Annotated in this window: 18 protein-coding genes; 7 read left to right on the top strand and 11 right to left on the bottom strand. The window is 39.2% G+C overall.

What is annotated here, in order from left to right; translation table 11 throughout:
- The first annotated feature begins 5 nt into the window (after positions 1-5).
- The 3 genes from guaA to CBM24_RS14695 are packed head-to-tail and all read left to right on the top strand — an operon-like array spanning position 6 to position 3,979.
- Complete coding sequence (gene guaA, locus CBM24_RS14705) at positions 6-1,556, top strand: glutamine-hydrolyzing GMP synthase (RefSeq protein WP_075992875.1); 1,551 nt, start codon at positions 6-8, stop codon at positions 1,554-1,556.
- Positions 1,513-2,796: an ABC transporter substrate-binding protein gene (locus CBM24_RS14700; RefSeq protein WP_083663650.1), complete on the top strand. Its 1,284-nt coding sequence runs from the start codon at positions 1,513-1,515 to the stop codon at positions 2,794-2,796. Before guaA ends, CBM24_RS14700 begins: the two co-directional genes overlap by 44 nt.
- Positions 2,797-2,803: 7 nt before the next feature.
- Positions 2,804-3,979, top strand: a complete 1,176-nt coding sequence (locus CBM24_RS14695; protein ID WP_088161766.1) for an RNA methyltransferase — start codon at positions 2,804-2,806, stop codon at positions 3,977-3,979.
- Between the two features lie 81 nt (positions 3,980-4,060).
- Here CBM24_RS14695 and CBM24_RS14690 read toward each other — a convergent pair whose 3' ends face one another.
- The gene (locus CBM24_RS14690; RefSeq protein ID WP_075992873.1) at positions 4,061-4,534 is read right to left on the bottom strand and encodes a universal stress protein; all 474 of its coding nucleotides are present in this window, start codon (positions 4,532-4,534) and stop codon (positions 4,061-4,063) included.
- Between the two features lie 73 nt (positions 4,535-4,607).
- Here CBM24_RS14690 and CBM24_RS14685 point away from each other — a divergent pair, with 73 nt between their 5' ends.
- Positions 4,608-5,381, top strand: a complete 774-nt coding sequence (locus CBM24_RS14685) for a C40 family peptidase (RefSeq protein ID WP_088161765.1) — start codon at positions 4,608-4,610, stop codon at positions 5,379-5,381.
- A gap of 68 nt (positions 5,382-5,449) precedes the next feature.
- Here the strand turns inward: CBM24_RS14685 and CBM24_RS14680 are convergent, their stop codons facing one another.
- The 6 genes from CBM24_RS14680 to CBM24_RS14655 form a co-directional block, all read right to left on the bottom strand.
- Positions 5,450-6,037 carry a porin family protein gene (locus tag CBM24_RS14680; protein ID WP_075992871.1) on the bottom strand — a complete coding sequence of 196 codons (588 nt, stop codon included), beginning with the start codon at positions 6,035-6,037 and terminating at the stop codon, positions 5,450-5,452.
- A 312-nt stretch (positions 6,038-6,349) separates the two neighbouring features.
- A complete protein-coding gene (gene dnaJ, locus CBM24_RS14675; protein ID WP_046672894.1) occupies positions 6,350-7,504 on the bottom strand; it encodes a molecular chaperone DnaJ in 1,155 nt (384 codons plus the stop codon).
- Positions 7,505-7,514: 10 nt separating this feature from the next.
- Positions 7,515-8,066 carry a nucleotide exchange factor GrpE gene (locus tag CBM24_RS14670; protein ID WP_075992870.1) on the bottom strand — a complete coding sequence of 184 codons (552 nt, stop codon included), beginning with the start codon at positions 8,064-8,066 and terminating at the stop codon, positions 7,515-7,517.
- A gap of 152 nt (positions 8,067-8,218) precedes the next feature.
- Positions 8,219-8,899: a cell division ATP-binding protein FtsE gene (locus CBM24_RS14665; RefSeq protein WP_070561120.1), complete on the bottom strand. Its 681-nt coding sequence runs from the start codon at positions 8,897-8,899 to the stop codon at positions 8,219-8,221.
- Positions 8,900-8,904: 5 nt separating this feature from the next.
- The gene (locus CBM24_RS14660; protein WP_070561119.1) at positions 8,905-9,108 is read right to left on the bottom strand and encodes a fructose-6-phosphate aldolase; all 204 of its coding nucleotides are present in this window, start codon (positions 9,106-9,108) and stop codon (positions 8,905-8,907) included.
- 55 nt (positions 9,109-9,163) lie between these two features.
- On the bottom strand, positions 9,164-10,177 hold the full coding sequence (locus tag CBM24_RS14655) for an acyl-CoA reductase (protein ID WP_075992869.1): 1,014 nt from the start codon (positions 10,175-10,177) through the stop codon (positions 9,164-9,166).
- A gap of 156 nt (positions 10,178-10,333) precedes the next feature.
- Between CBM24_RS14655 and CBM24_RS14650 the strand changes: the two genes are divergently transcribed.
- The 3 genes from CBM24_RS14650 to CBM24_RS14640 all read left to right on the top strand — a co-directional run bounded on the left by CBM24_RS14650 (position 10,334) and on the right by CBM24_RS14640 (position 12,750).
- Positions 10,334-10,684, top strand: a complete 351-nt coding sequence (locus CBM24_RS14650; protein WP_046672889.1) for a 4Fe-4S dicluster domain-containing protein — start codon at positions 10,334-10,336, stop codon at positions 10,682-10,684.
- 175 nt (positions 10,685-10,859) lie between these two features.
- The gene (locus CBM24_RS14645) at positions 10,860-12,296 is read left to right on the top strand and encodes a dicarboxylate/amino acid:cation symporter (RefSeq protein WP_088161764.1); all 1,437 of its coding nucleotides are present in this window, start codon (positions 10,860-10,862) and stop codon (positions 12,294-12,296) included.
- A gap of 175 nt (positions 12,297-12,471) precedes the next feature.
- On the top strand, positions 12,472-12,750 hold the full coding sequence (locus CBM24_RS14640) for a hypothetical protein (RefSeq protein ID WP_157698465.1): 279 nt from the start codon (positions 12,472-12,474) through the stop codon (positions 12,748-12,750).
- 22 nt (positions 12,751-12,772) lie between these two features.
- Here CBM24_RS14640 and CBM24_RS14635 read toward each other — a convergent pair whose 3' ends face one another.
- From CBM24_RS14635 to CBM24_RS14620, 4 genes are read right to left on the bottom strand one after another with little or no spacing between them, the layout of a single operon-like run.
- On the bottom strand, positions 12,773-13,192 hold the full coding sequence (locus CBM24_RS14635) for a YchJ family protein (RefSeq protein WP_232475541.1): 420 nt from the start codon (positions 13,190-13,192) through the stop codon (positions 12,773-12,775).
- Entirely contained in the window at positions 13,170-13,982 is an 813-nt protein-coding gene (metQ, locus tag CBM24_RS14630; protein ID WP_088161762.1) for a methionine ABC transporter substrate-binding lipoprotein MetQ, read from the bottom strand. The genes CBM24_RS14635 and metQ overlap by 23 nt, the downstream gene beginning before the upstream one ends.
- 15 nt (positions 13,983-13,997) lie before the next feature.
- Positions 13,998-14,651, bottom strand: coding sequence for a methionine ABC transporter permease MetI (gene metI, locus CBM24_RS14625; protein WP_088161761.1), 654 nt, complete (start codon positions 14,649-14,651; stop codon positions 13,998-14,000).
- Positions 14,644-15,663 (bottom strand): methionine ABC transporter ATP-binding protein, encoded by a 1,020-nt coding sequence (locus tag CBM24_RS14620; protein ID WP_088161760.1) that lies wholly within the window; start codon positions 15,661-15,663, stop codon positions 14,644-14,646. The genes metI and CBM24_RS14620 overlap by 8 nt, the downstream gene beginning before the upstream one ends.
- Positions 15,664-15,772: the final 109 nt, after the last annotated feature.

The raw sequence follows: 15,772 nt of genomic DNA, 5'->3' as shown, positions 1-15,772 counted from the left end.
GCAGCATGCCAGAAAAAATTATAATTCTAGACTTCGGGTCTCAGTACACACAGTTGATCGCTAGACGTGTCAGAGAACTAAATGTGTATTGTGAGATACACCCGTTCAATAAATTGCCAGATTTTGATGACTCCGTAAAAGGTGTTATCTTTTCAGGAAGTCCTTATTCTGTTAGACAAGAAGATGCACCGCAAATTGATTTTGTCGCTATTCAGGATCGTTTCCCACTTTTAGGAGTTTGTTACGGAGCACAATACATTGCTCAAAAATCAGGTGGTGAAGTGTTACCTTCTGAAATCCGCGAATATGGTCGTGCAAATCTGCAGTTTGTCAATAGTGAGAATGAATTATTGGCAGGAGTACCAACTCAATCGCAGGTATGGATGTCTCATGGAGACACTATCAAAGAAGTTCCTGCAAATTTTGATATTATAGCAAGTACGGATAAAGTTCGCGTTGCTGCTTATCAAGTAAAAGGCACCCGTACCTATGGTATACAATTCCACCCGGAAGTAACACATAGTACTGATGGGGCTATCTTATTGAAAAACTTCGTTGTAGACATTTGTGGTTGTGCACAGGATTGGACACCAGACGCATTTGTTGAAACAACAGTATCCTCTTTGAAAGCGCAATTGGGTGACGATCACGTTATCATGGCTTTGTCAGGAGGAGTAGATTCAACAGTAGCAGCAGTATTGTTGCACCAAGCAATCGGAAAAAATTTACATTGTATTTTCGTAGATCATGGTCTGCTTCGTAAAGATGAATACGAGCAGGTATTGGATTCTTACAAAAATATGGGGTTAAATATTAAAGGAATAAATGCCAAGGATTTATTTTATGGTAGATTAGCTGGGGTTTCTGAACCAGAAGAGAAACGTAAAATCATTGGTAATTCATTTATTGATGTTTTTGATGAAGCTGCAAAAGAAATCCAAAAGGAATTACCTGAAGGAATTGAAGCGAAATGGTTGGGACAAGGAACAATTTACCCAGATATTATCGAGTCGGTTTCAGTGAAAGGACCTTCAGCAACAATCAAATCGCACCATAACGTTGGTGGTTTACCTGATTTCATGAAATTGAAAGTCGTAGAACCACTTAAAACGTTGTTTAAAGATGAAGTAAGAAGAGTAGGAAAAGCTTTAGAAGTGGATCAGGCAATTTTAGGCAGACATCCCTTCCCTGGACCAGGTTTGGCAATTCGTATTTTAGGTGATATTACACCTGAGCGTGTACGTATTGTACAAGAGGCTGATGCGATCTTTATCAATAATCTGAAGGAAGCTGGCTGGTACGATAAAGTATGGCAAGCTGGTACAATTTTCTTGCCAGTGCGTTCTGTAGGCGTAATGGGTGACGAGCGTACTTACGAGCATGTTGTTAGCTTACGTGCAGTTGGTTCTCTTGATGGAATGACTGCGGATTGGATACATTTACCATATGACCTGTTGGCAAAAATTTCAAATGAAATTATCAACCATGTGAAAGGAATAAACAGAGTTGTATATGATATCAGTTCAAAACCGCCCGCTACAATTGAGTGGGAATAAAATATGGGTTGCGGCACTTGTAGCATTATGTCTTGCAAGCTGCACAACGAAAAAAAGCACAGTATTGCGTTCGCCTTCCTCTGGTCAAGGCGAACAGCAAACTGCTGTGACTAAACCGGCAGTTGACAAAGATAAGATCGTTGCCAAAGTGGGGGATATCCAGGATGTCAACGGCCATGCTGTGAAAAATAATCGCATCGCCTTGCTATTACCATTCGAGTTAAGTGGTATTGCGGGGACGATTACAAAAGAAGATGTGGAACGTTCTTCCTTGGCACTTGATTTTTATCAGGGATTTCAATTGGGCCTTGACAAAATTGCCAAAGAGGGTGCTTTATTTGATCTACAGGTAATTGATTCTCGAGACAATGTTGCCTACAATGCGACTTTAGGGACTTCGGCGAATGTCAAAGATGCCGTACTTGTGGTCGGTCCGGTATATCCGCGTGAGATAAAAAGCTTTGGGCAAACATTTGCAAATAAGAATGTGTTACAAGTTTCTCCGTTGGCGGCGACTATGGCTTCTGAATTTAGCTTACCTAATTTGGTTTCCATCACACCATCTATTCGTACACACTCGGAAACATTAGCAAAATATGTTGCTGATCAGTATTATACGGGTGATCAGATTCTGGTATACGATGCCGGTGACGATGAAAGCAAACAGTTTCTAGTCAATTTTGTTAGCGAAATTTCAAAGGCTAATGCACAGGCAAAAGTAAAAACTGTTATGAGCGTCAACGAGCTCAACAATAGCCTTGTGTTGACTGGAACTAATCATGTCATTTCTGGTACGGCCAATAAGAATTTGGTAAAGGGGCTTTTGGATGCTATGGACGAACGCTTTTTGAATCCAGGTAACCAGTTTAAGTTGTATGGACATCCAAATATGGCTAAGCTTTCGTTTGAGAATTTCGAAAATATGGATTTCTATGGACTTACTATTACCTCTTCCAACTTGGTGAATGAGGGTGATAGTGATACCCGGAAATTTATTGGAAATTATAAATCGGCTTATAAAGTAGACCCGTCTGAGTTTTCTTATAAAGGTTATGATGCGGCATTGTATTTCGGTCGATTGATTCATAAATATGGCGTGGATTATGTTAGCCGAATGACGCAAGATAAGTTTTCGGGATTGAATAGCGATTACAAATTTGAGTTTTATCCAAAATGGGGCTATGCTAATAGAGCTTTGGGTATAATGGTTTATCACAACAAAAAATTTGAAAGAAAATAATCTTTGAATGGCTGAATTCAGTGAAAGACGTGTTCATCAGCAAATACGTAATTTTGAGCGGGCAATGGATGGTTTTGAAGCTGATCAACCATTTTCGCGTTATTTGACTACTTTTTTTAAGTTGAACAAGCAAATGGGATCTTCCGACCGGAAGTCTACCTCCCGTTTATGTTATAATTATTTTCGTTTGGGAATGGCGGCTTCGCAGTTGTCGCAACAGCGTAGATTGGTGCTTGCGGAATTTCTATGTGAACAGGAAAGTCCCTTGGTGGCCCTTTTTGAGCCTTCCTATAGCGATAAACTCCATCTGCCGCTGAAAGACAAAATTGCATTTCTAGCGTCTGAGGGTATTTTTAAACTTAATGACCTCTTTCCTTTTGCGGATTATATTTCTGAAGAGGTTGACTTGGTGCAATTTTTAGAGAGCCAGTTGATCCAGCCCAACTTATATATTCGGGTGAAACGCGGGAAGACAAAGGTCGTGTGCGCTATTTTGGATAACAATCAGATTCCTTATTCCATGATTGGCGATCAGACTATCGCCTTGAATAATGGAACATCCTTGCAGCGATTTGATGTCTTGGATGGGATCATAGAAGTGCAGGATCTGTCTTCGCAGCGCACTTTGGATTATATGGAACCCGCTGAAAGAGAATCCTGGTGGGATGCATGTGCGGCTTCGGGTGGGAAATCGCTCTTGTTGATGGATGCTTGTCCATCTGTTAATCTTTTGGTTTCTGATGTTCGCATGAGTATTCTCCGAAATCTCGATGAACGTTTTGACCGTGCCAGAATAAAGCATTACCGAAAAAAAATACTCGATCTTACCAAGGATAGCTTCGCAATTCTTGGGAGCGAACGATTTGACGGGGTGTTATTGGATGCGCCTTGTACTGGATCGGGGACTTGGGGGCGCACACCAGAAATGGTTAGACAGTTTCGGGCCGCTAAGATTGCCGAATTCAATGCACTACAAAAGAATATTGCAAGTAATGTGGTGGGGCATGTTAAAGCGGGCAAGCCTTTGATTTATATAACCTGCTCTATTTTTAAAGCAGAAAACGAAGATGTTGTCAATTACATTGTAGATAATTTTGGTTTTGAAATAGAACGTATGGACTATTTGAAAGGTTATGAAGAGAAAGCGGATAGTATGTTTGTGGCGAGATTGATTAAAAAGTAATTTATATATATAATACAAGCAAAAAGGCTATTTTTTCCAATGAAAAAATAGCCTTTTTTTATACATATGGACCGTTTAATATCAGTCACATTTACTTGGAACAACGAGTACAGGGCAGGTAGATTTACGAATGACTGATTCGGATACAGAGCCGGAAATAAAGTGATCAAAGCCCGTCCGTCCATTGGTCCCCATAATAATAAGATCTGCAGACCACTCATGGGATGCCGCCAGAATTTCTTCTTTAATGGATCCGATTCGATTAAAAAGATATACTTCGCCTGCGCCTGTAAATTCGCGGCTCATTTTCTCAAGATATTTTTGTGCATTATCCTGTTCCATTTCCGATACTTCTGGAACGATGATGGGTTGCTGACCTAATAGCGGGTCCGCACCAAAGCTGGCCGGAGAAGTAGGGGGAACAACAGTGACAAGCGCTATGGAGGCTCCAAATACCGCGGCCATTTCTTTGGCATATAGTATAGCCTTTTCTGAGCATGGTTCGTCGTCAACAGCGACGAGTATCCTTTTGAATTTTGAATTTGTATTCTCCATTTCTACTATAATTAATTTATCTTCGTCATATAATATATAATCACATTTTTGACGATTTTGTTTTGTTTAGCACATGAAATATGGTATTTGTACACTAGCTCTCGTTCCGTTACGTTTAGAACAGGCACACCGTAGTGAGATGGTTTCTCAGGTATTGTTTGGGGAACTTTTTGAGATCCTTGATGAACAGGCCGATTGGACATCAATACGTCTGTTGGAAACGGACTATTTAGGCTGGATTCAAAACTGGCAGTTTCAGGAACTAAACGACTTGGATATGCAACATTATCTGACCGGAACACCAATTATCGTTGGTAGGGAAGGGGGAATTCTGTTTACTGATACCGCAAAATTTCAGCTCTGTCATGGAACCAAGCTTTACCTAGATGCAGAGAATACTGTCAATTTATCTCCATTGAGATTAACTTATCAAGGTAGTATCAATCCGCTATCCAAAAATCAGTTTGAAAGCGAGGTAATGCAATTAGCACGCAGTTATGAGAATACCCCTTATCTATGGGGTGGGCGTTCACAATGGGGAATCGATTGTTCCGGTTTCTCCCAATTGATTTATAGCTGTTTTGATCTTTCCTTGCCTCGTGATGCTTATCAGCAGGCAGAGATGGGGCAAACTGTGGATTTTGTTTCGGAAATACGGGTAGGGGATTTGGCTTTTTTTGACAATGCCGAAGGAAGGATTACTCATGTAGGAATTATGCTGGATCGCGATACGATTATCCACGCCTCAGCGAAAGTCCGTGTTGATCGGATGGATACGGAAGGTATTTTTAATGCTGAACAGAATCGTTATACACACAAACTCCGGATTGTTAAACGGTATAATTGATAAAGGTGGACATATAAAAAAAGGCTATAAGTAATTATAGCCTTTTCTATTGTCAAACGCCTTATTGACTAGAAGTGGAATTGTACACCTAAAGTTGGCGCTAATGAGTTAACATTCAAACCAAATGTATTTACTGCAACGTCATTCGTTTTATCTTTATTGTAGTTGTAGTATAGACCTCTGACTTTTAATTCGATACCGATTTTGCTTGTCGGGAAGTAAGCTAAACCCGGAGCTAGTTCCACACCATATGATTCGAATTTATTTTTTGTCTCTACGTTATTTACTTCAGTTGTAGTTGTACCCCATGCCATTGGAACTGATAATTGAGCAAAGAATCTTACCGGGCCGTTTGCAGAGTACTTTCTAGCGAAAGGTGATACCTGGAAAGCATCGTTTTTAATACTATTATCTTTACTTGTTTCAGTTTTTCCCCAGTTATAACCAATTCCAGTACCAATTGCCAAGTTGTCACTTACAAAGTAACCAACTGTTGGGTTGATTGAGAATGAATTATTTTTATGGTCAGTATCTTTCACTTTTGATGTTTCGAAGCCAAGTTGACCACCAACCATAATTTTTCCTTGTTCAGTTTGAGCTTGTGCTGCTATTGTTAAACCTGCAATGGCAGTCAATGTTAGTAAAACTTTTTTCATGTCTTTTTTATTTAATAGTTTGTTTTAATTTGCCAGTAATTACTTCCTGACTTTTTAAATTTGTTAGTCAAATATCGAAATCTTATTTTGATTTTTTGTCACTGGATTGTCTAGATGTTTTGTTATTATTGTAAATTATAGTGGTTCAATTGATTAAAATTTGATGTATTTTTATTTTTATCGTTTCTATTTAACAATAATGATATTAAGCTGACTTTTTGTTTTTAATTGTCAATTTCAAGTAAGAAGATAAAAAAAAGCCATTTGTCAGCAGCGGACAAATGGCTTTTTTTTGTATTTGAAAGACCGGTTTTAATCGAAATATTCTTTGATTCGCTCGAAGAATGATTTTTCACTTTTACCTGGTTGAGGTTTAAAGTTTGGCGATTCTTTCAGTTTGTTCAATAATTCTTTTTCTTCGTTAGATACGGCTTTTGGTGTCCATATATTAACGTATACAAGTTGGTCCCCTTTGTGATAAGAGTTGACTTCAGGAATACCTTTTCCTTTTAACCGTAAAATTTTACCACCTTGTGTGCCGGGCTCAATTTTGATCTTCGCTTTTCCATCTATTGTAGGGACTTCAACGCTTGTGCCTAAGGTCGCATCTACGAAATTAATGTATAGGTCATAGATCACATTTAGTCCGTCACGTTTTAAACTTTCGTGTGGTACTTCTTCGATCAGGATAATTAAATCTCCTGGTACACCACCACGCGGAGCAGCATTTCCTTTTCCACTCATGGAAAGTTGCATGCCTTCACTTACTCCTGCAGGAATATTGATTGCGATTGTTTCCTCACCGCGTTCGAGTCCTTCACCTCTACAAGTTGTACATTTTGCTGTAATTTCAACGCCTTCACCATTACAAGTAGGGCAAGTGCTTGTTGTTTGCATTTGTCCTAAGATGGTATTTGTTACTCTTCTAACTGATCCGGATCCCCCACAGGTTTTACAGGTATGGAAAGAAGATTTATCTTTAGCACCAGATCCGTCACAAGAATGACAGACCACTTGTTTGTTAACCTTTACCTTTTTCTCGACGCCTTTGGCAATTTCTTCGAGTGTTAATTTAACTTTTATGCGTAAGTTGCTTCCACGAGCTACCCGACGGCCACCACGCTGGCCACCACCGCCGCCAAAGAAACTTTCAAATGGATGTCCTCCACCAAAGATATCACCAAATTGGCTGAATATGTCTTCCATATTCATGCCGCCGCCACCGCCAAAGCCACCACTTGCCGAATTACCGGCATGGCCAAATTGGTCATAACGTTGACGTTTTTGTGGATTGCTCAAGATATCGTATGCCTCAGCAGCTTCCTTAAACTGTTCCTCAGCTTCATGATCACCAGGATTTTTATCCGGGTGGTACTTTATCGCCAATTTGCGATATGCTGATTTAATCTCCTTCTCGTCCGCTGATCGCGAGACACCAAGTATATCGTAATAATCTCTTTTTGACATCGTCTTAATATTATTGACCTATAACTACCTTTGCGTGACGGATCACTTTGTCACCTAAGTAGTACCCCTTTTCGATCACGTCCACTACTTTATTCTTTAATTCTGCTGTGGGTGCAGGAATTGCCGTGATAGCTTCTTGTAATTCAGGATCGAAGGCTTGGCCTGTAGCTTCCATTTCCTTTAACCCCAATTGCGACAACGTTTGTCTGAATTTGTTGTTAACAATATCCATTCCTGTTTTTACAGATTCAACATCTGTCGCAGTTTCCATGGCTGTTAATGCTCTGTCAAAATCATCTAGTGTAGGTAATAGCTTACTAATGACATCTTTTCCCGCTGATTGAATCAATTCAACACGTTCTTTGCTTGTACGTTTTCTATAATTGTCAAATTCAGCAGAAAGACGAATGTATTTATCCTTTGCCTCTGCCAATTCTGCAGCCAATTTCTCTTCAGTAGACAGTTCATCTGCTATATTATCAGCAGGCTGTTCTTGTTGTTCAGAAGAATTTGTTTCTACTGGATCTTGACCTTCATCGTAATAATTATCTTGCTCATTCATATCTTCAATGCTAAAATTAGATTCAAAAATTTACTCTATGCTTCGTTTGTCAAAGTTTTTGCCAAACAATAAAATTCCGACAGCTTGTCAGATTTTATTAAAAAAGCCTAACAATTTGTCGGAATCTCATTTTTTATATGTCAGTTTTCCGTCTAGATACTGACATTGTCCTGTAATACCCCATCGGTGGTTTTGATGATGCGGGATGGCATATTACGGATAATGGTATAATCGTGTGTTGCCATTAAAATAGCTGTTCCCGAATTGGCAATGTCACGTAATAATAAGACGATTTCTTCTGATGTAGCAGGATCCAAGTTACCGGTAGGCTCATCTGCCAGAATGATTTCGGGGTTATTTAGTAATGCGCGGGCAATTACAATACGCTGTTGTTCACCGCCAGAAAGTTCATGCGGCATTTTCTTAAGTTTGGAACGAAGCCCAACTTTTTCCAGTACATCCAATATACGGCTATCGATCATTTTCTTATCTTTCCAGCCTGTTGCTTTCAGTGCAAATTCGAGGTTTTTCTCGATGCTTCTATCGGATAAAAGATGAAAATCCTGAAATACAATACCCAATTTTCTACGCAGGTAGGGAACATCATTTTCGTGCAGCTTCTTAAGATCAAAGCCCGCAATCATTCCCTCACCATTGCCGATGTATAAATCGCCGTAAATGATTTTTAGTAAACTACTTTTTCCACTACCGGACTGGCCGATAAGATAAATAAACTCTCCTTTACCAATGTTTAAATTGACATTGGACAATACCAAATGTTTTTGTTGGAAGATATCAACGTTTTTTAATGTAATTACTTTATTTTCAATCATGGAAGCTAAAATTCTAATTTTTTAATTTGCCCAAAAGGCATTTCTTTAACCAGTTGCATGATATATTCTGCCTTTTCTCCTAATCCAATCTTATCGAGTGATTTATCTGGGCGGTCGACTCTAAAATATGCCAGCAAGGTGAAGGCATCATCTCTTAATTGAACATAATCAGGGATTTTGGCGACACCTTTTACTTTAATGATATACATGATTTCAAAGTTAGTATTTTTAATGCAATTTATTTACTATGAATTTAAAGGAAGCTTATTGGTTTGCGAATAAAAAATCCAGTGTATTCACGCCATCAGCAAAATCATCTAAAGCAGGGCATTGGCTTTCTCCAAAATGAAATACCGGCGACGGCACATTTAATGCTATTTCTGAAACAATACATTGGATATTTTCTTGCGCTAGTTTGAGCTTATTTTCAACTTCAGCCAGTGTTTCGTATGTTTCGTAATAAACCACAGCAAGGGGAGAAGCCGTGCGCTCATCTTCTTTGAGCAATAAAAATCCATTGTCAAAATGCTTGTCGCCATTGATCAGATAGATGGATTTGTTATAGTCGTAATTGTTATTGTATTTAAAATGCTCTGTTATGCTGTTAAAAGCAGCGATACCTTCAAAGAAGTGTGCTATTGGGTAATCTTTTGGAATAAATAGCTTTGATACAGAGCGACAGCCCAACCCAAAATAATCAAAGATGTCGTGTCCCAGTGATTCCAACTGGTTAGGAGATTCTTGGCCACCGACAACGGCAATACTATTTCTATTGCGACGAATAATATGTGGTTTGGTGCCAAAATAGTAATCAAAGTAACGGGAGCTATTGTTAGAGCCTGTTGCAATAACCAGATCGAAATCTTTTAGAATGTCAACAATTTCAAAGGCATCATTAAAGTATGGGTCAATTTGTTTAAGAAGGTTGAGCACATAGCTTGTCAATCCTGCATCGTCCGATGAGACTTTGATTTTTGCTGTAAAGCCGCTAATCAGTACCGATAGGATATCATGGAAGCCAACCAATGGAATATTGCCGGCCAGAATTAACCCTACAATTTTCGTTGAATGAAGATCTGGATAAGGTGCCAACCAGTGATTCAGTTTTTCTATTGTCAAATTGGCAGCAATGGCTTGAATGGCGCGTTCAACATTTTGAGGGGTATACCAGGGGTTTTTATGTTGGGCGAATTGAATGATTTGAATCAAATCTTCAGGGCGCTTTTGCAGCTGTTCGCCTAATTTTACAAATGCATTTATTCGTTGTTGCTTTGTCAAAATATTAAAATTTTAAAAGATGAATACACAAATTTGTATTATATTTGTGCTGTTAACATTAATCAACGTGAATCAACTAGCCTTATTGTTCAATCAGACTTTGTTTCATATTGATAATGCAAAAATAGTTTATTTATCATAATTGTGAGGTTATAAATGGCGATTAAAATTACAGACGAATGCATTAACTGTGGTGCTTGCGAACCGGAATGCCCAAATAATGCAATATACGATGCTGGTGTAACTTGGAAATTCTCAGATGGGACTGCTTTGGATGGGGTTATCGATTTTGGCGATGGTGTTACACTAGATGCCAACGAGTCTCAAGAAGCAATCTCTAATGAAGTCTATTATATTGTTTCAGATAAATGTACAGAATGTGTAGGTTTTCACGATGAGCCTCAATGTGCAGCGGTTTGCCCTGTGGATTGTTGTGTGGATGACGAAGATGTACGTGAATCGAACGATGAGCTATTAGCGAAAAAAGCTTGGTTACACGCGGAATAAATTTAGTACTCCGTTAAAATATAAGGCAGGATAAGAAATTTTCCTGCCTTTTTTGTGTCTTTCTATTTTGGCGAAATCGATATTTTGTTGCGAAACTCGGCTATTTGGAATAATAATATTTGCAAAAGCATAGTATTTTTTTATTTTTGTTTTTTTGACCATTAAAATCTTTTAAATGTTAAAAACCAAAATAGGGTTGATGACCCTGATCACAGTTACATTAGCTTGTATCATTGCTGTATTATACGAATTTGAGGTTGTAGGCTTTTCGCATGAATTTCTAATGGCTGTCCGTTGGATAGTTGCTACCGTTTTGGTTGTAAATGCGCTCTTTAAGAAAAATTTGACCACTTGGATTTTAACCTGTATGATTATGGGGATATTTGTCGGGTTGGATTTTCCAAATCTAGCGATTTCCCTGCAACCTTTGAGTAAAGGTTTTATTAAGTTAGTCAAGACGATTGTGGGCCCAATTCTCTTTGCTACGCTTGTTTATGGAATTGCAGGCCATTCTGATTTGAAACAGGTGGGACGTATGGCATGGAAATCCATGCTTTATTTCTTTTGCGCAACAACATGTGCTATTTTTATTGGTTTAGGTGCGATAAACCTGACTCGGGCAGGAGTGGGCGTTGATGTTGCACATATGCCACATGAAGAACTGCCTGTACCGAAAGAAAGTATGGATGAGCATATCCTCAAAACACTTCCGGACCATGTACATCCTGTATACAAGTTTACTTCTTTTATACGCGACTTGTTCCCTGAAAATATCGTCAAATCTGTTGCCGATAATCAAGTTTTACAGATTGTTGTATTTTCAATTTTGTTTGGGATTGGATTGGCAATGGTAGATGAGAAAAAGCGTAAACCCCTGGTTGATTTTACCGAGAGTATGTCTGAAACCATGTTTAAGTTTACGAACATGATTATGTACTTTGCGCCTATTGGAGTTGGTGCCGCTATGGCCTACACGGTGGGGCATCTCGGTGTCGATATTCTAAAGAATCTTTTCATGCTTTTGGCGACGCTGTATTTTGCTTTGGTGTGTTTTTTATGTCTGGTTCTTCTTCCGGTGGCACTTTATCTAAAAATACCTGTGAAACGTTTTATTAATGCGATTAAGGAACCTGTTTCGATTGCATTTGCGACTACAAGTTCAGATGCGGCATTACCGAAAGCAATGAGTGCGATGGAGAAATTTGGTGTACCACGTAAGATTGTTTCGTTTGTAATTCCCACAGGATATAGTTTTAACTTGGATGGTACTTCACTTTATTTATCATTGGCTGCGATCTTTGTCGCTCAGGCGGCTGGTATCCATTTGTCGTTTGGACATCAATTAATGATTGCATTTACATTGATGATCACCTCTAAAGGTGTTGCTGCTGTACCAAGGGCTTCATTAATTATTTTGATTGCGACAGCGGATCAATTTGGTTTACCAACATTTGTCATTGCTGCAATTTTAGGTATCGATGAACTCATGGATATGGCGCGTACCTCTGTCAATGTAATCGGAAATTGTTTGGCAACCGTTGTTGTTGCGAAATGGGAGGGCGAGTTTGATGAAGAAGCTCCTTACCGCGAAGATACTGAAGAGGCGATCTAATAGAAATAACTGACGAATATTCGTTGAAGAAAGCAGTCTTGACATTCCGTTGAGACTGCTTTTTTATTGTCTTTAGCTCGCGTTGATGATTTGGCTACGCTTATTTATTATATTTAGCGCTGTAAATACCGTTCTTTAAACCAAATAGAACTTTAAACCAAATTCGTACAGGGAAATGAGACGATCTATGTTTTATTTTTTGTGTGTAATGATTACGATCAATATGGCATTTGCTCAAACAAAGACGACTGTTGTCGATCGTGATTCATCCGTTTATATTGAAACCCAGGATGGGGTCAAACTTTTTGCGAAGTCTGCTGGAAATGGTCCGGTTTGTATTTTCGTACATGGAGGGCGAGGTGTCTGGAGTAAGTCGTTTGAGGAGATGGGAGGTCGTGGTCTTGAAAAAGCTGCTTGCAAGCTGTTGTTGACGGCATGGTATCCTTTACACTAGCTTGCAAGCGAAATATGTTATATCAACGTCCGTCAACGTAGTACCATAAATCATCTTGTTTTTTGAACGTAGACTTTTCATGGTGAATTTGAACTTCCATCTGTGGATCCAGGTAATGTGCTTCAAACTCGACAGTTTGGAATGTAGATTTAAGGATAGAGAGTTGCATCCATTTATTCTCCCGCGCCCATTGTCCGATTGCCTGTTTATTTTGGAACCGTCGTGTTGAGGGATGAAACGTATCGTATAGGAAATCGATCTGTTGTGCTACAAAGGCGCTATAACGTGCGCGCATCAATGCCTCTGCTGTGGTTGCTTTGGCATGGAAACGATGAATTTGCTGGCAGCATTCCCCATAGGTATTGCCAGAGCCACAAGGGCATAATTGACCTGATTCCATCACTTGAATGTTTAAAATTTTACCAGCCTTTAATAGCGCCATTTTTGAAGACTTTTTTTGCTGTCGCTTCTACTTCCGGTGACTGATACGCCTGGATAAACTGCTGCACCTTCTCATCGTTTTTATTATCTGAGCGGGCAACAATCAGATTGACATAAGGCGATTCTTTATCTTCTGTGAATAAGCCTTGTTTTTCGGGATCCAACCCAGCTTGAGAGGCGAAACTATTGTTGATGATAGCAATTGTAACTTGAGGATCATCTAGGACGCGAGGTAACTGTGGGGCCTCCATCTCTATGATCTTAACCTGTTTAGGGTTGCTGACAATATCTGTTACTTTAGGTTGGATACCTACATTTTCTTTTAGACCGATAATTCCCTCGCGTTGGAGAAGCAAAAGAGAGCGTCCTCCATTGGTAGGGTCATTTGGAATGGCAATAACGGCACCAGGTTGTAACTCTGTGATTGTTTTTATTTTCTTTGAATAGGCAACAATGGGGAATACAAACGTGTTTCCGACAATGGTTAATTTCGTGAAACCGCGTTGTTTGGATTGCTCCTGTAGATAGGGTTGATGCTGAAATACGTTTACATCGATATCACCCTGATTTAAGGCCTCATTAGGTACGACATAGTCGTTGAAAGCCACTAACTCAACATCAAGATTGAACTTTTCTTTTGCAACTTTCTTAGCCGTCTCCGCAAGCTCCTTTTCTGGGCCGGACACAACACCGACTTTGAGGATATTCTCTTTCTTTTCTCTGTTATTGCATGCTACAATCGATACGAGACTGAAGGCTAAAATTGCAAATGCATAGTTCAATTTTTTCATATGATATAATTTATGTTAACGATGGTTTACTTTTTTTGAGATGTAATCTCCTGTATATTGTAACAAGAATACTATTAAAATTAATAAAATTAGAACAGAATTCATGATAAAAGTATCATATCCGACATAACCATACTGATAGCCAATCTGTCCAAGTCCACCAGCACCTACAGCACCGCCCATTGCGGAGTAACCAACAAGTGTTATCAAGGTAATTGTCGCATTGTTTACTAGTGAGGGGAGAGCCTCCGGAAGCAAAACTTTGAAAATTACCTGTTGTGCATTTGCACCCATTGCTCTTGAGGCCTCAAGCAGGCCATTTGGAATTTCCAGAAGACTATTTTCCACAAGTCTTGCTATAAATGGGGCAGCACCTATGCTCAAGGGTACCAATGCTGCGGCCATACCGATTGATGTTCCGACAACGTTGCGTGTAAACGGAATCATCCATACGATAAGTATGATAAAGGGGATAGACCTAAACACATTCACCAGCAATGAAACAAGTTGGTGCATGGCTTTGTTTTCGAGCAGTTGATGTTTTCGGGTCAAGAACAGGTATATCCCGAGTGGGAGACCAAGGATAAAACCAAAGAAGCCTGATAAGAAAGTCATGGTTAGGGTTTCTAAAGTACCCGATAGCAGAAGATTAAATACCTGATCAGACATAGCCTAATATTTTAGTTTGTGAATGCTTTTCTTTTAAGAAAGATAGACTACGCGTTACATTTTCTTTTTCACCCGATAGTTCGGCCAATATAACACCAAATTTCATTTCGCCAATATAATCTATTTGAGCGGTAATGATATTTGTTTTGACTTGATATTGTTGCTCCAAATGCTGTATAAATGGGATGGATTCTTCATTTGAAGTTAGATAGATCTCTACGAGTGGGTTTCCAGCGCTTTTTAAGCGTTCCTGAAAACTTAGTGGAATTTCAACTTCAAGTGAAGACTGAATAAAGTTTTTAGTTGTTGTTTGCTGAGGATTGGCGAATATTGATTCTACCGGGCCGGTTTCAATTAATTCTCCGTGGTCTAATACGGCAACCTGATCGCAAATACTTTTTATAACATCCATCTCATGGGTAATCAACAATATCGTAAGGTCAAGCTGCTTATTGATTTTTTTTAGCAGTTTGAGGATGGATTTTGTAGTTGCGGGGTCTAAGGCACTTGTGGCCTCATCGCAAAGTAGAATGTAAGGATCATTGGCTAATGCTCGCGCGATAGCAACACGTTGTTTTTGGCCTCCGGAGAGATTTGCAGGGTACACGTCGGCTTTATCTTCCAACCCGACCAAACGCAATAGTTCCAACACTTTTTGGCTGATAAATTCTTTCGATTTACCTTCAAGTTCGAGCGGGAAGGATATATTTCCATACACTGTTCGTGATGATAGTAAGTTGAAGTGCTGGAAAATCATACCAATTTTTCTTCTTTTCAACATCAGACCAGTGGAAGATAGCGACATCAAGTCGTCATTTTCTATAATTACTTGTCCACTGTCTGGTCTTTCCAAAAGGTTGACGCAACGGATCAAAGTACTTTTGCCGGCTCCGGAAGCGCCTATTACACCAAAAATTTCACCTTTTTCAATAGACAGTGAGATGTCTTTTAAGGCATCAATACGTGCCGCTTTTACCTCAAAAGATTTGGATATGTTGTTTAGTTGAATCATTGACCCTGTAGGGATTTAGCAATTTTAGTTGGACAAATGGATGATGTTGATATAAATGTACACAAATGCCAGGGATAAAATAAAATCAAGTGAAAGAAAATGGGTCCTT

The organism is Sphingobacterium sp. G1-14 (assembly GCF_002196555.1).
Taxonomy (GTDB): Bacteria; Bacteroidota; Bacteroidia; order Sphingobacteriales; family Sphingobacteriaceae; genus Sphingobacterium; species Sphingobacterium siyangense.
The sequence above is the reverse complement of the archived record's forward strand: the minus strand, read 5'-3'. Positions and strand labels throughout refer to the sequence as shown.